This window comes from Hyphomonas sp., from assembly GCF_046313975.1.
Lineage (GTDB): Bacteria > Pseudomonadota > Alphaproteobacteria > Caulobacterales > Hyphomonadaceae > Hyphomonas.
Map to the genome: position 1 here is coordinate 1 of NZ_JBKBXB010000053.1, position 18273 is coordinate 18273.

The 18273-nt window shown below is 64.4% G+C and carries 14 protein-coding genes and 1 tRNA gene; 7 read left to right on the forward strand and 8 right to left on the reverse strand.

Features of this window, described 5'->3' with window-relative positions; translation table 11 throughout:
• From ACK4TE_RS14525 to ACK4TE_RS14550, 6 genes are all read right to left on the reverse strand, one after another.
• On the reverse strand, positions 1-5314 hold a 5314-nt coding region (locus tag ACK4TE_RS14525), incomplete at its 3' end, for a hypothetical protein (RefSeq protein ID WP_409912252.1).
• 330 nt (positions 5315-5644) lie between these two features.
• Positions 5645-6256 carry a type II secretion system protein J gene (locus ACK4TE_RS14530; RefSeq protein WP_409912253.1) on the reverse strand — a complete coding sequence of 204 codons (612 nt, stop codon included), beginning with the start codon at positions 6254-6256 and terminating at the stop codon, positions 5645-5647.
• Positions 6253-6612 carry a type II secretion system protein J gene (locus tag ACK4TE_RS14535; protein ID WP_409912254.1) on the reverse strand — a complete coding sequence of 120 codons (360 nt, stop codon included), beginning with the start codon at positions 6610-6612 and terminating at the stop codon, positions 6253-6255. Before ACK4TE_RS14535 ends, ACK4TE_RS14530 begins: the two co-directional genes overlap by 4 nt.
• Positions 6609-7061, reverse strand: coding sequence for a GspH/FimT family pseudopilin (locus ACK4TE_RS14540; protein ID WP_409912255.1), 453 nt, complete (start codon positions 7059-7061; stop codon positions 6609-6611). Before ACK4TE_RS14540 ends, ACK4TE_RS14535 begins: the two co-directional genes overlap by 4 nt.
• A 2-nt stretch (positions 7062-7063) precedes the next feature.
• On the reverse strand, positions 7064-8269 hold the full coding sequence (locus tag ACK4TE_RS14545) for a type II secretion system F family protein (protein ID WP_409912256.1): 1206 nt from the start codon (positions 8267-8269) through the stop codon (positions 7064-7066).
• On the reverse strand, positions 8269-9990 hold the full coding sequence (locus tag ACK4TE_RS14550) for a GspE/PulE family protein (RefSeq protein ID WP_409912257.1): 1722 nt from the start codon (positions 9988-9990) through the stop codon (positions 8269-8271). The genes ACK4TE_RS14545 and ACK4TE_RS14550 overlap by 1 nt, the downstream gene beginning before the upstream one ends.
• A 190-nt stretch (positions 9991-10180) precedes the next feature.
• Here ACK4TE_RS14550 and ACK4TE_RS14555 point away from each other — a divergent pair, with 190 nt between their 5' ends.
• The 5 genes from ACK4TE_RS14555 to ACK4TE_RS14575 are packed head-to-tail and all read left to right on the forward strand — an operon-like array spanning position 10181 to position 15432.
• Positions 10181-11296 carry a PilN domain-containing protein gene (locus ACK4TE_RS14555; RefSeq protein ID WP_409912258.1) on the forward strand — a complete coding sequence of 372 codons (1116 nt, stop codon included), beginning with the start codon at positions 10181-10183 and terminating at the stop codon, positions 11294-11296.
• Positions 11293-11874 (forward strand): type II secretion system protein GspM, encoded by a 582-nt coding sequence (gspM, locus tag ACK4TE_RS14560; RefSeq protein ID WP_409912259.1) that lies wholly within the window; start codon positions 11293-11295, stop codon positions 11872-11874. Before ACK4TE_RS14555 ends, gspM begins: the two co-directional genes overlap by 4 nt.
• Positions 11875-11885: 11 nt before the next feature.
• Complete coding sequence (locus tag ACK4TE_RS14565) at positions 11886-12371, forward strand: hypothetical protein (protein WP_409912260.1); 486 nt, start codon at positions 11886-11888, stop codon at positions 12369-12371.
• Between the two features lie 38 nt (positions 12372-12409).
• Positions 12410-14524: a type II secretion system secretin GspD gene (gene gspD / locus ACK4TE_RS14570; protein ID WP_409912261.1), complete on the forward strand. Its 2115-nt coding sequence runs from the start codon at positions 12410-12412 to the stop codon at positions 14522-14524.
• Positions 14521-15432: a general secretion pathway protein GspK gene (locus ACK4TE_RS14575; protein WP_409912262.1), complete on the forward strand. Its 912-nt coding sequence runs from the start codon at positions 14521-14523 to the stop codon at positions 15430-15432. Before gspD ends, ACK4TE_RS14575 begins: the two co-directional genes overlap by 4 nt.
• Here ACK4TE_RS14575 and gspG read toward each other — a convergent pair.
• Complete coding sequence (gene gspG / locus ACK4TE_RS14580) at positions 15426-15869, reverse strand: type II secretion system major pseudopilin GspG (RefSeq protein WP_409912263.1); 444 nt, start codon at positions 15867-15869, stop codon at positions 15426-15428. The two genes, ACK4TE_RS14575 and gspG, sit on opposite strands and share 7 nt — an antisense overlap.
• A gap of 86 nt (positions 15870-15955) precedes the next feature.
• On the opposite strand from gspG, the gene ACK4TE_RS14585 reads away from it, so the two are divergent.
• Entirely contained in the window at positions 15956-16702 is a 747-nt protein-coding gene (locus ACK4TE_RS14585; RefSeq protein WP_409912264.1) for a prepilin peptidase, read from the forward strand.
• Between the two features lie 168 nt (positions 16703-16870).
• Complete coding sequence (locus ACK4TE_RS14590) at positions 16871-17923, forward strand: hypothetical protein (RefSeq protein WP_409912265.1); 1053 nt, start codon at positions 16871-16873, stop codon at positions 17921-17923.
• A 229-nt stretch (positions 17924-18152) separates the two neighbouring features.
• Here the strand turns inward: ACK4TE_RS14590 and ACK4TE_RS14595 are convergent.
• Positions 18153-18229, reverse strand: a tRNA-Met gene (locus ACK4TE_RS14595).
• Between the last annotated feature and the right edge of the window lie 44 nt (positions 18230-18273).

Below are 18273 nucleotides of genomic sequence, written 5' to 3' on the forward strand. Positions count from 1 at the left end.
AGCCGCTCGGAATCGCCACTCGGAACCGCATTTCCTGGCCAGGGCGGGCCTTGAAGACCGGGGTTTCCGGATCATTGCCGCCTGTCATGACGTTGGAATAGGCGCGGAAAGCGTTGTTGATAGAGGCAAGGCCAGGACCTGTCGGTGCCTGCAGGGCGCCTTCTTCATGACCGAACGGATCTCCCGCTCCGGCATGCGCATCTCCGCCGCCGGTATCGCCGAAGCCCCAGTCAGCGCCGGCCGGGAAGCCGAAGCGGAACCAGAGCGGTTCGGTGGCGAAGTTGATCGCCGCACCGCCGGCATCATGGGCATCTTCCGGAACGCCGGGGCCTTCGCCCGCGATATTCTCGACGGGTGTGCCATCGCGGTACCGCAGGTTCACCGCCTTCTGGAACACCATCGAGAAGTCACGGAACTGCTGGCCGCCGGGCATGGTGACGGTTGCCTGCGCCGTGGTGCCCTCATCGAGCGTGAAGGTCGAGCCTTGCGGCAGGATCGTCATCACACCGATCAGGCCCTTCTGGCCCTGCTTGATATAGTCCGCCGGGAAGATCGGCATCGCGCCGAATTCCACCGGGCGTGCCACCAGCTCGAAGGTGTTGCCGTAGAGCGCGCCATAGGCCCCGGACTTGCCTTTCCCTGTGCTGTAGGCACGCGGAGCAAGTTCAAGGTCGCCGGCAAAGTAGCGATAGGTGCGCGAGCTGCGCGGCGCCACGGTCTGCACCGGGTTGATGCCGACGTTCACGCCATCATCGCGCGAGATGTCATACTCGACCTTTTGCGTATGCAGACCGACATGGCTGGAGGCCTTGATCAGGTTGTTGTTGAAGGTGGTGTAACCCCGCGGGTCATCCCGGTCACGGATCACCGTGTAGTGCTGCATCACATAGCTTGCGAGGTCCGGCACATTTTCCGGCAGGCGGTTGCGCACCGTCACCTCGACACACTCACCTGCAGCCGCGCGGATGCTGACCGGCTCGAACTTGTACTGGTTCGGCAGCTTCACCGGACAGTCAGGATTCTCCACACCGCCAAACCTGTTGGCGCATGCGGCCTGGTCTGCCGTTGTCACAATATCCTTCCGGAGATCCGCCGTCGGAACATAGACGAGCGCCGTCGGATCGTGCAGCGGGCCGCGCATGCCGTTCGACAGCTGGGTCGTGCGGGTATTGTACCGCAGCGTCCCGCCATTCGGATCCAGCGGACCACCAACATGCATGACAGCCGAGGAATCCCCCGGAATGATCGACGTCGTGAACGGCGTCTTGATCACCTGGTTCACGGACACCGCCGTGATGTCATAGCTGCGGACTGGCGCTGTTTTCGGACAGACGCCGTTGAAGCTGCTGCGGTTGCTGATCGTGATCGGTGATGTCCGTGGGTTGTTCGGTAGCGAGGCCAGGTCGGCGCGTGACACATCATAGGAGCGCACAACGCCCCATGTGCCGGTCCACAGACCTTCCTGCGACGCATCCCAGGCGTACAGGTAATCCGATTCAGCCGAGGCCTGGTCGACATCGCCGAAGATGTTCGTCGAGAACGACGCCTTTTCGGAGAGACCGACCTGCAGCGCCGAACGCCAGCCGGAATTTTCGCTTGTGCCGAAGGCCGACCCGCCGCTAAGCCATTTCACGCCATGAACAACAGCTGTGTGCTCATGTTCGTGGGCACCTGCCATGATCTTTACACGGACGATATCGCCCGCAATTGTGCGCAGGATCGGCGTGAAGGGGTCGCCATTGCGGATATCCTTCGTCAGCAACGGATAGGGCGTCGAGCCGGTCTTCGTGTTGAGCTGCGGGATCTTGCGATCCGTCCGCGTTTGCAGGGCATAGGCAAGATCGCCGGCCAGGCCATGCGCCTGCGCGCCGGGCTTGCCATCCGGACCGTTCCGGTTGGGATCATACACGCGGTAGCCGACAGGCTCGTTGCGATAGTTGATCACAAACGTGCCGATATCCGCCGCAGACACCGCTTCCGGGCAGGGCCGCGGCACACCGCCGGGGCAGATTGCATGAATGCGAACGGCATCCGGGAAGGCGGCCGACTGCCGGTGCGAGGGGTTCAGCGCGAAGCGGAAGGAATCCTCGTTCGGCGGCGCCGGCATACCGGACGCGTTCACGCCGGTCCATGCGTTGGCATTGTAGGCGTGCGCAAAGTCCTGGGCCGCGAGATAGAATTCCCGGTAGGAATCATCGGAGCCGTCGCCATCGATATCGCCGGACAGGATCATCGCCTGCCAGGACGTCGGGCCACCGTCGGCGCGGGTGTACATCGGCTCGCCGGTTTCGTTGTGTTTCCACACCGAACCCGCCGGGTTCACGAGCAGGGTAGCGTACAGGCCGACCTGCTGGTGCGTCGAGGGGCCGAAATGGTCGTGCGTGAAGGTCACGCCAAGACCGCGATCGCGTCCTTCCAGATTGTGCAGCGGATCGATGAACCAGCGCTGGATCATCGTGCGGGCACCCAGATACTTGCCGCCCGGGCCTGCCCCGAAGAAGGGGTGCGCCTTCGGCGTCAGCAGCGGGTCGCCGGTGCCTTCTTCCAGCGTGTAGCGGTTGATCGCCTCGATCCGGTGACGGACGGTATCTGCGCCCAGCACGCCGTCCTCATAGTTCCAGCCGTTTGCCGCGCCATCTGCCGAAACGAGGTCCCATTTCGGAAGGTGGATGTGCTGGCCGATAATGTCGGTCGGCGTCGTCACCTGATAGTCGTCGACATAGTAGAATTCGGGGATCAGGTTCGTCTGGTAATACATCGCACAGTCGTACGAGTTCAGACGGAACACGAACGGCTCCGGCGGACGGGTCTTGGCAAGCGTCGGGGCCACATCTTCCCAGAGCGTGATGATACGCTGCTGAGGGAAGTGATCGCCGAGCTTGTTGAAGACGACATCGAGTTGGATGTTTGCGCCTTTGTAGACGCGCGGATTGTCCGCGCCGAACGCCGCCGTGAACGTGTTCGCAAGCCCGCCTGCCGTGCCCGAGAAGAACTTGCCGAGCGCGCCTGTGTTGAAGACCGTGCCTTCATCATCCATGCAGGGCTCGAAGAAGGGGGAGCCTGGCTGCGGCAGCGCGCCGTTCGTGATGTATGAGGCCGGCTGAACCGTGCCGTTCAGCAACTGGCGGAATGTCGGATGCTGGCGGCGGGCGTGGAAGGCCATGGCTGCGCGCTCAACATCGTTGCCATACTCGCTGATATATTTCGGCTTGGCTTTCAGGATGTGCTTCTCGAACGAGAACCGGGTCTGGTGCTGGTCGGTGATACCGCCAACCGCATAGCCGTCGAGGTAGTGGCGCGGCAGACCGCCATCCCAGCCACCGGAATTGGGGTTGGACGGGTTCGGCGCCATGTCGAGCGGCGGCGAGGGCGCGCGTTGGCCGACGCCGCCTTCCATGCCGCCGATCCAGAACGGGAAGCCCGGATTCTTCAGGCCCGTCGGGTTCAGCTGGTTCGCCGGATCTGCCGGGTTGAGCGAAGCAAGCACAGGGCGCGTATCAACGAGTGCCGGACTTGTATCCGTGCGGTCAATCACCGCCTGGCTGGAATCGGCGAGGCCGTCATTGTTCTTGTCGACCGCGGCGATGAAGACGCGGCCCGGCATCGGCGGCAGAGGCTTGCCCGGCAGCGGCACGATGGCCGGAATCGGTGTGCCCACGATGATCTCGCCATCCGGCAGCGCGCGCGCGCCGGATGCGGGCTTGCCGCGCTCCAGAGCGAATGCGTCCTTGTGATAACCGTCAGCGCCGACAGCCACATCCAGCACGGTGCCTTTCTGGAAGGTGTCATGATTGCGCCAGAGCGCCCACATGCCCTGCGCGAAATGCGGGTAATAGTGGCAGTGATAGATCGCATCGCCGGCCGACTTGTTGCGGTTGCCCGAACCACCGAAAGCGATTTCGTAGGAATACGCGCCGCCCGGGCCGATGCCCTGCGCGTCCATGTAATTGGAATTGTCGTCATCCGGGTCCGACAGCCACTGGTGGTTGTGCAGGTGGAAGACGTGGTGCTCCTTCGGGCCGGCATGCAGGTTCCGGAACTTCACGAAGTCGTTGATGTAGGAATGCTGCACGTTCGCCGGATCATCCGGGTACTTCGCATAGGTCGCGCGGATCGTCGGATCGCGCTCGCAGAAGGGGTCGCCGGGCTGCGGCGTGCAGAATTCGAGGCCCGCATTGGCTGGGATATCGACCAGCATCGCGGGATCGCCGATGGCAAACGAGGACAGGAAGAACTCTTCATACGAACAGCTCAGGCAGTCCGCAGCCGGGCCAACACCAAGCCGGTTAGCGATCACTGTGGAGCCGACGCCGCCGGAGCCCTGGTTGATCATGAACCCGTCGCCGACGCCGTGCAGGGTATGCTCGAACACCGGGTCTTCGAACCAGAACGGGAAGGCCTGCTTGGTCACCGTTTCGTCGTTGAACAGCGCGATGAATTCGCGGAACGGCTCCAGCCGGTTCGGCAGGGCCGGGTTGCGCTCACCCCGGTTTTCAAGCGGGTATGTCGAGGCCGGGAAAGACCCGTCCGGATTGGGCCCGGAAATGATGGCGTTGATGTCCGCCGAAACCGTCTGGATGCTCGAGCCATTGACATCGAGCATGTTGAGAATCGGCTTGCCAGCCTTGCCTTCCTGTTTCCAGGGATTCCGGTTCGGATAGCGCGCCTCGTAATTGATGATCGGATGACCGCCCGGCGTGGTTCCGATGGTCGCCAGACGCATGTCTTCTTCGGTCACCTGGCTGCGATAGAAATTCGCCCCGGCAGGCTCGACGACGACAACGCCAAACAGGCCGTTGGACGTGTTGCCGGCGGTGCCTTCACCGCCAAACGTCACGGCATGTGACAGGACGAGGTGTGCGCCTTCATTGTCCGCATAGAAGCGGTAGGTCTTGGTCTCGCCGCGGGCGGCCAGCGAGTTTGCCGACTTGCCGACATAGGCCGACGTGTCGAGCGAGGATGTGAGCGCGCTCATGCCGAGCGGCGTGAAGCCGGCGCGGCGCTCAGCCACCTGGTCATTGATCGTCATGACAGGCGGGTTGGCGTTGAACGGGTTGTGCTGGGCGCTGAGCAGGTTGGTGAAGTTCACTTCGAGGCAATCGCCTTCGCGGACACGCAGCACGATGGGGCGCGGGCGTTTGTCCTTGCGGAGCGTCACGTTGCCGGGGCTCAGAACCCCGCCATTCGCCTCCGGCTTGCCATTGCTGCGGTTCACAACATCCGAGCGCAGGGCATAGATCATGCCGTTGACGTTCTGCGCACCGAGGCGGTTGAACATCAGCGGCTGGTCCAGCGCGACAACGTCGGCTTTCACCGTCCGGCTGCACACCGGAAGCTGCGCGTTTGCATCAAAAGCAAGAGAAATGGCGCTAAATACGCACACAGCCAGCCCGACGGCCAGCTTTGAAATCCCACCCAACACGTCCCCCTCCCAAAAAAGTGACGTTATAAAAGAAAGCCGTACACGGATTGTCCCGATCCGAGCACTCTGTCTGTATAAGTCACACCTGAGGGGCCGTCCACAGCAAATACGGCGAAACTTGGCATTTTTCGCGTCAATACTAGTATTGCCGGTATATCGCTCAGGAATGCTCCTGATTTGATCAGTAGTTCGGGAGTTTACCGTTGCGGAAAGTGCACGACTTCAGCGCGCATACAGTAACCTCGCCGCGAGAACTTTCGTCACGCCATCCCGTGTCACACGAATCCTGACGATTCGCGGCAGCTCTTTGCTCAGCGCGATACTGGCCTGCATTTCCATTTCCGGCGGCAATGCAACACCGCGGTCATATTCAAAAGAGATCGCATCCGCGCATTCCATAATGACCCGGCGATCACTGGCCGAAGGCGCAAAGTTGGCAGCAAAGGCGACATCCTCCCAGGTCAGCACCAGATCCTGCCGGTCGCGGCAGGCCGGATTGTCCGCTGCCTGCAATGATATCCGCGAATATCCCGCCGGTTTGCGGCCAACTTCGCCGTCCACCAGAAAGCGCAAGCCGGCCGGCGTATGCTCAAAGATCACGTTGCTGTCTGTATCATAGGCGTTGGGCGGCAGGGCACGGGAGAGCCAGTGTTCCAGCAACCGCTCGGTCTGTTGCCACTCCGCCATCGCGTCATTGGATTCTGCTGCCTGCCACATGCGCAGGCCTGTGCGCACGGACTGTGTGACGGCGACCAAGATCAGTGCCAGCAGGGTGAGGCCCACCATCATTTCAAGCAGGCTGAAGCCGGCTTGCCGGCGGCGCGTCCGGTTCATGGCGATGGCTCCATCCCCAGCTCTGATGGCAGGCGCAGGGTATCCAGCCGCTGTGTCCGCCCGGCCCGGTCCACAACCTCGACCGTCACGCGCACAAGCTGCGGCGAGAGCGGCTCCATCCGCACCTGCCAGCGCAGACCGTTCGCATCGACACCCGAGCGCGAGGCTTCGAAACTGCGCTGCATGTCCGTTTCCAGCATCAGCGCCCTTGCCCGTTCCATCCTCCCGATAAGCGACTCGTGCGCCGCCCGTGAGCGGGCCGTCTGGGAATAGAGCTCCATCAGCGCCGTACAGGACAGGCTGAACACAACCAGCGCGACCAGCGTTTCCATCAGGGTGAAGCCGCGCGCGTTCATCCGGCAACCTCCCGCTCCACCTGCGAGGTGAGCCAGTCGACGGTCACGGTCTCGCGCCGCCCGAGAATTTCGAGCGTCAGTTTCCCGCCGGTCGAAGAGCCATCCGGAAAAAAGATAATCGCGGACGGACCCGCTGATGCCGAGGAGACGAGGCTGGTCTCTATACCCTCTGGCACGGTCACTGACGCCTCTCCCGGTCCGGTGATCCGCCGCGCCTCGGCATCGAAGACGATCCGCGCCGCCCGGCCCGTGGACTGCGCCGTAAGCCGGGCCTCACGCACAAGGCTTACGGTTTCGGAAGCGGTCCGGCGCATTTCGAATGCCGGGCTGCGGCGGCTGACAGACAACGACACGACGCCCATCGCCAGCGCCAGAATGGTCAGCGCCACAAGCAGCTCCATCAGGGAGTAACCTGCCTCGCGCCTGAAAGGATGACCCGCGCCGGCCATCGTCAGACCGCCAGATCGTTGACGCTCATGATGGCGCTGAGAAGCGTCAGCACGATGCCGCCGATGAGCACGCCGAGCATCAGCGTCATCACCGGCGCCGCAATGGTCGTCAGTGTGGAAATCCGCCGCTGGCTTCGGGTTTCGAGCAGCGTTGCCGCCTGCCCGAGCTGGCCAGCCATGTCGGCGGAACGTTCCCCGACAGCTGCCAGCTGCGCCGCCACGGCCGGCAGGAACCCATCGGCCGCAATCGCATCCGACAAGCGCACACCGACCCGAACCTCGCCCGCGACACGGTCCAGCGCATCCTTCACCAGCGGATTGCGCGCGCCCTGGCCCGCAATCTCCATCGCTGGAACCAGGCTGACGCCGTTCTCGAGAAGCGCCGAGAGCGAGGCGAGACAGCGCGCCGATTCCATATCGCGCACCAGCGGGCCGATCACCGGCAGCTTCAGCGCAAACCCGCTAAGCCAGCGCCTGCCGCTGCCCGTGCGCGACCAGCTCATCGCCAGCAGACAGATCACCAGCGGCGCAATCAGTAACACCGGCCAGCTCCCGCGCAGCCAGCGCGAGGCCACCATCAGCACCTCCGCCGAGGCTGGCGCTCCCGTGCTTGATGCTGCCAGCACCGGCTCCAGCGCCGGCGCAACGACCAGCAGGATGACGCCGACGGAGATCAGCGACGTGATCAGCAGGATCACCGGATAGATCAGCGCGCCGCGGATCGCCTCCGTCAGGCGCATCTCGTTTTCGATGGAAACGGACAGACGGTTGAGCACCGGCACGGTGGAGCCGCCTTCCTCGCCTGCGCGGACAAGACCGATCACATAATCCGGCGGCGGCGCCTTCAGGCTTGCCATTGCCTCGGCCAGCGACTGGCCGCTCAGCACCCCGCTGCGCAGGTTCGCCGCAAGGCGCGCCCCGCTGCGGTCTTCCGGATCCTCCGCCAGCAGTTTCAACGCTTCATCCAGCGGCAGACCGCCTGCAAGCATGGAGGCGAGGTTCCGGCAGAAGCCCGAAAGCACCCGCGCGGGCAGTTTCCCGCCCCGGCCCCCCGCTGCGCTTCCGGAAGCCGCGGCATCCGAAATCTCGAACGGCGTCAGCCCCTGCGTCATCAGTTCCCGGACCGCATCCGATTCCGAACCGGCAGCGACCACGTCAGCCACGACGCGGCCATCCGCCCGGTAGGCACGGTAGCGGTAGCGGGCCATCAGGACGCGCCCATTCCGATCACGGCATAAACCTCCGCCAGCGAGGTCTTGCCCTCTGCTGCGGCGCGCACGCCTTCCTCGAACAAGGTCAGCATCCCCTCCTCGCGGGCGATTGCACGAATGCGGCTCTCCGGGGCTTTCTCGGTGATCGCCGCTTCAATGGCGGGCGACATCGGCATGATCTCTGCCAGGCTCATGCGCCCGCGATAGCCCGTGCCGCGGCAATGCTCGCAGCCCACCGGCGCGCACCAGTTCGTGCGGAAAGCGTTTCCGGCCAGCGGCGCAAGTTTCGCCTGCAGGGCCGCAGGCGGCGCTTCGGCGCGCTTGCACTTGTCACACAGCAGCCGCACCAGCCGCTGCGCCGAGATCGCATTCACCGTGCTGGCCACGAGATAATCCTCGATGCCCATTTCGAGCAGGCGCGTGATGGTCGCCGGCGCATTGTTGGTGTGGATGGTCGACAGCACCATATGGCCTGTCAGCGCCGCCTCGACGGCGATAGAGGCGGATTCAAGATCGCGGATCTCGCCGATCATCAGGACGTTCGGGTTATGCCGCAGCACGGAGCGAAGCGCCCGCGCGAAGGTCATGCCGATCTCCGGCTTCACCTGGATCTGCGACACACCCGGAATTTCATATTCCACCGGGTCTTCCACCGACATGAACTTGACCTGCGGGCTCATGAGGTGGCGCAAGGCCGCATACAGCGTCGTCGTCTTGCCGCTGCCCGTCGGGCCGGTGACGAGCGTGATGCCGTTCGGCTTCGCAATTGCGTCCTTGAGCCGGCCTAGGGCATGATCCGACATACCGAGCGCCGGGAAATCGAGGTGCGCCGCCGACTGGTCGAGCAGGCGCAGCGTCACCGTTTCGCCGTGCAGGCTCGGCATAGTTGCGACACGCAGGTCAATGTCGCGCCCGCGAACGGCGGTGCGGATGCGTCCGTCCTGCGGCAGGCGGCGCTCGGCAATGTTCAGTTTCGCCAGGATCTTGATACGCGAGACGACTGCTTCCGGCGTGCCCTCCACCGGCAGGCTGACCGGTGACATCGCCCCATCCAGCCGCATGCGCACACGCACATGGTCCCGCTCCGGCTCGATATGAATGTCGGACGCCTTCGCCTCAACTGCCATCGCCAGCACGTCTTCGACCCAGCGGATCACAGGCGCGCCGCGCGCCAGATCGATCAGCCGTTCAATGTCATTGTCTGAAACTGAAACACTCGCCTCATCGGCGACTGTATCCTGTCCGGGGCGGATGGCGGAGAGCCAGGCGCGGATGTCGGAGCGCGTCGCTACGGCCCGTGTCACCTGCAGCCCGGTCTTGTAAGCCACCGCATTCGCCGCTTCGTCGTCCAGCGGATCGGCCATCGCCAGAACGACCGAGCCGTCCGAAACCGACAGCGGAACGACATTGGTATCCAGCAGGAAACGCGGACGCAGGCCGGCCAGATCGGCCGGAATCCTCGATGTTCCCGAGAGTTTTGCGTGCTGCAGCCCCAGTACCTCGGCGAGGGTTGCCGCGACAACATCCTCCGGGCAGAGACCAAGCTTGACGAGAACAGAGGGCAGCGGTTCGCCGGTTTTCTGCACCGATGCCATTGCGCGCGAGAGCTTCGCATCGTTCAGATGCTTGCGTGCAACCAGCGTTTCTCCGAGCACCGGCCATATGGCAGCCCGGCCATCAGTGGGCCGCGCCGCGCCCGGTTTCGCTTGCGTCTTCATGCCTGCAATGTCCCCACACTACTCAGCGCACCCTGTCTGCCACCCTAAGCAAGCATTTGGTGTGCCACTTGCATAACATCACGAAGACTGCAGATCGCAAAGCACAAGAATTGACAGCTCTTCATTTGCGCCGACTATAGACGGATACTTGGCCGCTCAAGGGACAGAGCGGTTGGTGTGGGGACCAGAAATGCCGCTCGACCAGGGACTTTCCCCGGCAAACGATCGCACGTCCGCCGGCAAGGCGATGACGGCGAAAGAGTTTTTCGTGTGGTGGGGCTCCACCCTCGCCAGCATTTTACCCGCCTGGCTGAAGGCCGCTTTCATACCAAACCGCAAATGGGTGATCATCCGGCGCGAGGGCGACACGTTCGTCGTTTACTCTGACAACGGACAACCTGTCGGCACACTCGCCGAAAGCGGGAGTGCACGGTCAAAAGTTCGCTCCGGCGATGTACTGGCCCTGCTGCCGCCCGAGGAAGCCTTCCTGCGCCAGCGCCGCCTGCCCGCAACTTCCGAACAACACCTGCGCAATGCCCTGCGCCTCCAAATCGCGGCCGACACGCCGTTCGAGATTGATGAGGTCCATGACGATTGCCGCATACTCCCTGGCAGCGCCGAAGGCGGCCAGATCCTCGCCGAGCAGGCCCTCGTCAAGCGAGATCGGGTCGCCGAACTTGTCGATCTCGCCAGCGCCAACCGCATTGACCTCGCCGGCATCGACATCGCCGGACCTGACGGAAAACCCAGTGGTTTCAACCTTCTACCGGAACGCCAGCGCGCCCGCAGCGACGCCTTCCTGCCCTCCCTGAACCGGGGCCTCGCCCTCGCCGCACTTGTTCTCGCCGCGCTTACCGGAACGCTCGGGCTGATGGCGATGGACCGCAAGCTGAAGACGCTTGAGACCGAAAGCGCAGCTGTCCGCGCCGAGGCCAGCAGCGTGCTCGCCCTCCAGCGCGAAGCCCTTGCCCGGGTCGAAGCCATCCGCCTGATCGAACGGCGCACCTCCAGCCCGCTGCGCTTCTCCGTGCTGCTCGATGCAGTGGCCGATGCGATCCCGCAGGACTCTTGGCTCGAAGGCTTCGCCTATGACGGCAAGCAGATTTCCCTCGTCGGCCTGTCGCGCTCCTCCGACAGTCTGGTCTCGAATCTCGAGGCCATTCCCGGCGTTACCAGCGCGCGCGTCGTCTCTTCCATGGCGCGGGACAATCGTCTGAATGCGGATCGTTTCCGCATCGAGCTGATGCTCGAACAGGAAGACGTCGCACCGCCCGCACCGGCCTCCGAAAAGGAGGACAACGGATGAACCTCTACGGCCTTCCCCAAAACCGCCAGCGCCTCATCGCCGTTAGCCTGCTGGTTGCCGCCCTCGCCATTCTCGGGCTCGGCGTTGCCGCGCCGGTCTCTGATATCGTGACCGGCAAGCAGGAAGCCATCCGCAAGAGCGAGGCCGAACTCGCCCGCTGGCGCGGCATTGCTGCTTCGGGCGATGTGATGCGTGCCGCCATCGAAGACCCGTCTGCCGCCGTCCGCGCCGGCGCGATTGCCCTGCCCGCCTCCACCGACGCACAGGCCGCCGCCAGCGTTCAGGCGATGGTCCGGCGCATACTCGACAATGCCGGCGCCGATCTCAAGAGCGTCCAGCCGCTCGACACCCGCCGCACCGGCAACCTGCGCGAAGCCGGTGTGCGCATTGTCGCCGTCGCCAGCCAGCGCCAGCTCGACGACACGCTGTTCGCGCTCGATCATGCCAATCCCCGCCTGTTCGTGCGTGAGGCGAATATCCAGCTCGCCTCGACAGGGAGCCGGGTTGCAGGCGAGGAAACCGCGCCCATGCTGCAGCTCAGGCTGGATGTTTACGCTTACGCACTCAGTGAGGAGTGAGGAGTAGAGTTATGAGTTTCGTCCGTGCACCAACGGCTGTTGTTTCCGCATTCCTTGCGGGAATCTGTGCATTTTTACTTCTGGCGTTAACCCTTCTGACAACCGGTTCGGTCGGAAAGTCCGATGCGCCGGCCCTGGTCCAGCCCACGCTTGCGGCGCCGGATCTGCCGGCCCTGACCTCGCTGCCGGACCGCGAACGCGCCTCCGCCGACAAACCGCTTTTCCACCCCGACCGCAAACCCCACCTGGCCGCCGCCGACGCCGGCGCCGCCAGTTCTGCCGAGACCGCAACAGTCGCCCCATTCCGCCTGAAAGGCGTGGTCATGGCGAATGGCATGGCCCGTGCATCCCTGATGCGGGATGTCGAGGGCGACATCGAATGGGTGAACCGGGGAACTGATATCGACGGGTGGACCCTTGAAAGCGTGCGATCCGACCGGGTCGTTCTCTCAAGGGGGGGGTACAGGACGACGCTCCTTCTCTACCCGGATCGTTAACAGAACCCCCAGAACGACAGAATGTGGGAATGGGTGACATGACAACGACACAACCAGCGATGAAGGGCCTTCGGGGCATCCTGCTGAGCGGAGCCGCATCGCTTGCGCTCGCCGCCTGCACGACGACGACGACCTACGGACAGCCCAAGCCGACCTACGGCCTGCCACTCACGCCGCCGCCCTCTTCCGTATACAAACCAGCCGCGCCGGACGACGCCGCTGAGATCACCGAAGTGCGCGCCACGCCGGAAGGCGGATTTGAAATCATCGGCACACCCGCACATCTCACCGGCGCACAGGATGCCGGCGCCGGCGCCGGGCGCGGCACCATCACGATCAATCTCAACGCTGTGCCGGTGGCCGACGCCGTGCAGCAGGTCCTCGGCGATATTCTGCGCGAGAACTATGTCATCGAAACCCCGCTCACCGGGGAAGTCACCCTGCAGACGAGCCGCCCGGTCACGCGCGACGGCGCCCTGCGCCTGCTCGAAAGCGTCCTTGCCAGCCGCGGCGCGCAGCTCGTCGATGGCGGCGGCTTCTACCGCGTCGTGGGCGCTGGCCAGGCCTCGAACGTTGCCGGCGGCGGCGCGGGCAGCAAGATCATCTCGCCGCGCTATGTCTCTGCCGAGGCGCTGAAGCAGATCTTCGCCAGCCGCAATGACGGCACGCTGACTGCCGAAGTCGATCCTGTCCGCAATCTCTTGATTTTGCGAGGAAATCCGACCGCTGTCGCCGAAGCGGAAAAGCTCGTCTCGGTGTTCGATGTGAACTGGATGCGCGGCATGTCTTTCGCTGCCGTACCCGTCGGCTTCTCCAGCCCCAGCCAGGTCGTCTCCGATCTCGAAACCGTCCTCGGCGCCGGCTCTGGCGGCCCGCTCGCCGGTGTCGTGCGTTTCGTGCCGCTCGACCGTCTGAACATGGTTGTGCTCGTCAGTCCGCAGCCGGACTATATCGCCGAAGGCAAGGCCTGGATCGAACGTCTCGACAAGACCGGCGGCCAGGGCGGGCAGAAACTCTACGTCATCCCGATCCAGAACCGTCCGGCTACGGAGGTTGCACAGATCATCACCGATGCACTCGCCGGCGAAACCGGCGGCAACGCCTCTTACGGCCTGCGCCCCGGTGACGATGCCGTCTTCTCCGCCACCAGCGATGCCACTGGCGATTCCGTCTCGGGCGCCAGCTTGGGCGGCGCCTCCCTCGGCGCCGGCAGCAAGAACACGCCGGCCGCCCGCATCATCGCGGACGACGCCAACAATTCCATCGTCGCCTTCGCCACGGCCGAACAGTTCGGCGTGCTCGAGAACGCCATCTCGCGCCTCGATGCAATGGCCAATCAGGTCTTCCTCGAAGCCACGATTGCCGAAGTGACGTTGACCGACAGCCTCTCCTACGGCCTCACCTGGTTCTTCCAGAGCGGCGAGTTTTCAGCCGGCTTCAGCAATGCGGACAATGGCGCCGTCGCGCAGACCTTCCCCGGCTTCTCGGTGCTGTTCTCTGGCCAGGACGGCCGCGCTGCGCTCTCCGCAGTAGCCGGCCTGACGGACGTGAAAATCCTCTCGGCGCCGTCGCTGATGGTGCTCGACAACCGCACCGCCACCCTGCAGGTCGGCGATCAGGTTCCGATCGTCACTCAGTCCTCGGTCTCGGTCACCAATCCCGACGCGCCGATCGTTAACTCTGTCTCACTTCGGGACACCGGCATCATCCTCAACGTCACGCCCCGCGTGAACGAAAGCGGCCTCGTCATCCTGGAAATCGACCAGGAAGTCAGCGATGTCGTCGCCACGCAAAGCTCCGGTATCGACTCGCCCACCATCCAGCAGCGCCGCATCACCACGTCTGTCTCCGTCCGCGATGGCCAGAGCATTGCCCTTGGCGGCCTGATGCGCGAGCGCCTGTCCGACACGAAGACCAAGATCCCGCTGCTCGGCGATGTGCCACTGCTCGGCAAGCTGTTCACGACGACAACCACCGAGGCGCGCCGCACGGAGCTGCTGGTAATGATTACGCCCCGTGTCGTGCGCTCTACTGACGCTTCGCTCGTCGTCACCGATGATCTCGTGCGCCGCATGAAATCCATCGAGGATGCCTTCGTGCTGCGCACCTCGCTCGAGGCGCCGGTGGTGCCTGCGGAAGACACCGCCTCATGATCCGGCGGCGCTCCGGTGCGCGCAAGGCGCAGGACCGGGGCGCCGCGCTCATCTTTGTGGTCTGGGCGGTCGGCCTGATGGCCGTCATCGGCGCGCTGATCGCCCGCGATGCCCATCTCGATGCCCGCGAGAGCAATCTCCTGCGCGACTCCCTGAATGCCGGCCTCCTGCTCGACAGCGGCCAGCGCATGGCGCTTGCCCGTCTCGCCGACGCGACGATTCCCGCGCAGGCCGCATTCCCGATCCATTGCGAGATTGACGGCGCCCGCCTGCTCCTCAACGCGCGCCCGGTCACCGCCTTCATCGATATCAATGCCGCGCCGGAGGAAACGCTCGCCGCCCTCTTCGTCGCGCTTGGCGCCCGCGCGCCGGATGCTGCCGGCTATGCCGCACGCATCGCGGACTACCGCGACGGTGACGGGTCCGTGCGTCCGGGCGGCGCGGAATTCGCTGAATACCGCACCGCGGGCCTCACCTATGGCCCGGCCAACCGCCCCTTCAATCGCACGGGCGAGCTGTCGGAAATTCCCGGCCTGCCATCCGTATTGCTCGCTGCCGCCCTGCCGCACCTCACGGCGCATTCCCACACCGTGCAGGTCGATCCCTTCTACGCCTCGCGCGAAGTGCGCGCCGCCATCGAAGGTCTCGGCAATGCCATCGGGATCACGCTCGAAGATGATGCCTGGGACGCCGCCGCCGAAGGCCGGGCCGCGTTCACCGCCATTCCGGTCGTCGTCGAAGTGATCGTTCAGATGCCCTCCGGCTACATCACCGGCCGCGCCGCAACCCTGGGCCCGGAGGAACGCGCCCTGCCGGGCCTGCGCCGCCTGATCGAGGAACGCGTAGCGGGACCGGAGCCTGCACTCGCCGCCGGCGCCGTCATCCCGGCGCTGCGTCCGTGTTACTGAGTGCGGGCCGGACGGCCCACATCGGCATCTTCGCCGCTGCCGCCTTCGGTGCCATCGCGCCCGAAGGAATAGACGCGCACCCGCAGCCCATCCTCCGTAGACGTATAAAGATAGGGACGGCCCCACGGGTCCGCCGGCAGTGCCTCTTCATCCAGATAAGGCCCGGCCCAGCCGATCGCGCCCGGCGGCTGCGTCATCAGCGCCTCAAGGCCTTCGCCTTCGGTCGGGTAACGGCCCACATCGATCTGGAACAGGTCGAGCGCAGCCTGCATATGCTTGACCTGCGCTTCCGCCGTCTGCGATTTCGCGCGGCTGAGGTATCCGATCACACGCGGCGCCACGAGGCCCATCACCAGCGCCAGGATGACAAGCGCCACCAGCAGTTCCATAAGGCTGAAGCCGGCGTCCGCCCGGCGGCTCTGAGCATCGCGTGTCATCACAATATGTCCTTGTCCCACCCGGCCAAAAGATACGCATTTTTCGCGCCGCGCCAAGCCAATGCGCCTCAGCCGCGAGACGGTGCATGACACTTCTCGGAGTAACCCTGATTCTCGCCGGCCTGCTCATCGGCTCCGCCATCGATGCCGCCGCCGCCCGCTTTGCGCGCGAGGAAGCCTGGATGATGCCGCGCTCGCGCTGCACCGCCTGCTCACGTCCGCTCGTCTGGTATGAGCTCGTGCCCCTTCTCAGCTGGGCCGCCCTGCGTGGTCGCTGCCGCACCTGCCGCGCGCCCATCGGCTGGTCCGCGCCCGCCACCGAAATGGCCGGCGCGCTGATTGCCGCTGCCGCTGTCTTCTTCGCACCGGACGGGCTCGTCCTCTTCACCTGCGCCTTTGGCTGGCTGCTGCTAGCCCTCGCCGCCATCGACTTCCGCACCTTCCTGCTGCCCGACGGCCTCAACGCGGCTCTGCTTACCCTCGGCGCAGCGATGGTCGCCCTCACCCGCCCGGACGACTGGGCGCTTCACGCCGCCGGCGCCGCCCTCGGCTTCGGTCTGCTCTGGAGCGTTGAAACGCTCTACCGCCGCCTGCGCGGGCGCGACGGGCTCGGCCGGGGCGATGCAAAGCTGCTCGGCGCCATTGGCGCCTGGGTCGGCATCACAGGAATCCCGCCCGTGCTCCTGATCGCGTCGCTCTCGGGAATCGCTGCAGCCCTCGCGCTTTCCGTCCGCAGATCCACACCGCTCAGTGGCCAGTCTGCCATCGCCTTCGGCCCATGGATCGCACTTGGCGGTTACGCGGTCTGGCTGCTTCAGCCGCTGCTTCTTTGAATAGAACCCCGTAATATAAGTAAAATCCCCTAAGCCGCGAATTTACTTGCGACGAATTCAGTATTGAGTCTCTATAGAGCATGGGCGTCGTGGGACATATTGGCGCGCCATAAGATCAGTCTGGGTTCTAAAAGGATAATAGGGGACGCTATGTTCAGGAAAACTATTTTGGCTGCGGCATCCGCCGTGGCGCTTACAGGCGTATTCGCAGCCGCGAACGCGCAGGTCGTCGTCGAGCTGGAAGGCCCGCTCAACAGCTATGTCGCCGCCGATGGTTTCAATGGCACCATGACGGTGATGAACACCAAGGTTGTCGTTTCGCCCGATACAGCCTTCGTGACGCCGACCAAAACGCGCGACGAACTCTTTGCATCGAACGCCCGCAACTCGGCTGGCGCACGCTACAACGTCACCAACTGGATCCGCGGCGATTCCTACTATGGCCGCAATCCGAAGGGCGTGCTCGGCGCGACGGTCATTGTCACCGGCGTTGTCGATCCGGCAACGGGCGTCGTGACGGCGCAGGAAGTGTTCACGGATGTCGCAGAGAACGTTGTTCTCGGCGTCGTATCCGAGACCAAGTGCACGAATGCCGAGTGCAACAATGAAGGCGACTTCATCCGCGGCAACGGCCCCACTGGCCCCGTGTTCATTCCGAACAAGGATCCGCGCCTTCCGGCCAATGCGATCGTCGATGCCGGCCTGTTCGAGTTGAACCTGCAGGGCGCAAACCTCAACGGCGCCCTCTTTGGCGGCGAAGGCTACTTCTCGCAGACGCCGATCCACCCTGTTGACGCACCTGCAGAACAGGCAGTCGTCTACTGGGCCTTCGAGCTCGGCGACATCCGCGCCGACCTGCTGAAGAACAAAGGCATTCGCGAGATTTCGGTTCTCCGCATCCGCTGCGATGTCGGTGATCGCCTCGAAGTTCGCGGCTGGGTCCACCAGCCCGTGAACGCGGCCGGCATTTCGACAGCTTCTGCCGCAACCGGAACAATCCGCGCCATCATGCGCTTCCCGGGCGCGACGGATATCACCGTCACCAACGGTGCGCCGGTGGCCGAAGCAAACAACGCCTATGCCAACTACCGCCTGCGCGGCGACGTGGCCAACTGCGCGGACGAAGTCGAAGTTCAGTGGCTTACGGGCCCTGGCGGCGCCGTGCTCGCCAGCACGATCGCCCCGGTTGACCGCCTGCGCGGCGACGAAGCAGACGACTAAGTCTGAGCCTCGATCTCAGGATCCGGAATGGCCCGCTTCGGCGGGCCATTTTTTTGCGCCCGGCCCCGGTGCGGTCATGTCCTGGAAGCGGCCCCGGAGCCATTCGGCTTCGGGGGCGTCCGGGTCTGGGGGTTTGCCGGCAGGCAGGCGGCGCACTCCGGCCGGATCGCCTCATGGGCACAAGCAGAAAAAGGAAAACCCCCGGAGCCTTTCGGCTTCGGGGGCTTTTTGGGTGCGGGAACAGGATTTGAACCTGTGACCTTCAGGTTATGAGCCTGACGAGCTACCGGACTGCTCCATCCCGCGTCAGCCAATTGTTCGTACAAGGAAGGTTTCCCCTCCAAATACAA

Excerpts from the sequence above, each read along its gene's own strand:
- ACK4TE_RS14530 (WP_409912253.1), bottom strand. The coding sequence starts at position 6,256 with ATGAACCGGACGCGCCGCCGGCAAGCCGGCTTCAGCCTGCTTGAAATG.
- ACK4TE_RS14535 (WP_409912254.1), bottom strand. The coding sequence starts at position 6,612 with ATGAACGCGCGCGGCTTCACCCTGATGGAAACGCTGGTCGCGCTGGTT.
- ACK4TE_RS14540 (WP_409912255.1), bottom strand. The coding sequence starts at position 7,061 with ATGGCCGGCGCGGGTCATCCTTTCAGGCGCGAGGCAGGTTACTCCCTG.
- ACK4TE_RS14545 (WP_409912256.1), bottom strand. The coding sequence starts at position 8,269 with ATGGCCCGCTACCGCTACCGTGCCTACCGGGCGGATGGCCGCGTCGTG.
- ACK4TE_RS14550 (WP_409912257.1), bottom strand. The coding sequence starts at position 9,990 with ATGAAGACGCAAGCGAAACCGGGCGCGGCGCGGCCCACTGATGGCCGG.
- ACK4TE_RS14555 (WP_409912258.1), top strand. The coding sequence starts at position 10,181 with ATGCCGCTCGACCAGGGACTTTCCCCGGCAAACGATCGCACGTCCGCC.
- gspM (WP_409912259.1), top strand. The coding sequence starts at position 11,293 with ATGAACCTCTACGGCCTTCCCCAAAACCGCCAGCGCCTCATCGCCGTT.
- ACK4TE_RS14565 (WP_409912260.1), top strand. The coding sequence starts at position 11,886 with ATGAGTTTCGTCCGTGCACCAACGGCTGTTGTTTCCGCATTCCTTGCG.
- gspD (WP_409912261.1), top strand. The coding sequence starts at position 12,410 with ATGACAACGACACAACCAGCGATGAAGGGCCTTCGGGGCATCCTGCTG.
- ACK4TE_RS14575 (WP_409912262.1), top strand. The coding sequence starts at position 14,521 with ATGATCCGGCGGCGCTCCGGTGCGCGCAAGGCGCAGGACCGGGGCGCC.
- gspG (WP_409912263.1), bottom strand. The coding sequence starts at position 15,869 with ATGACACGCGATGCTCAGAGCCGCCGGGCGGACGCCGGCTTCAGCCTT.
- ACK4TE_RS14585 (WP_409912264.1), top strand. The coding sequence starts at position 15,956 with ATGACACTTCTCGGAGTAACCCTGATTCTCGCCGGCCTGCTCATCGGC.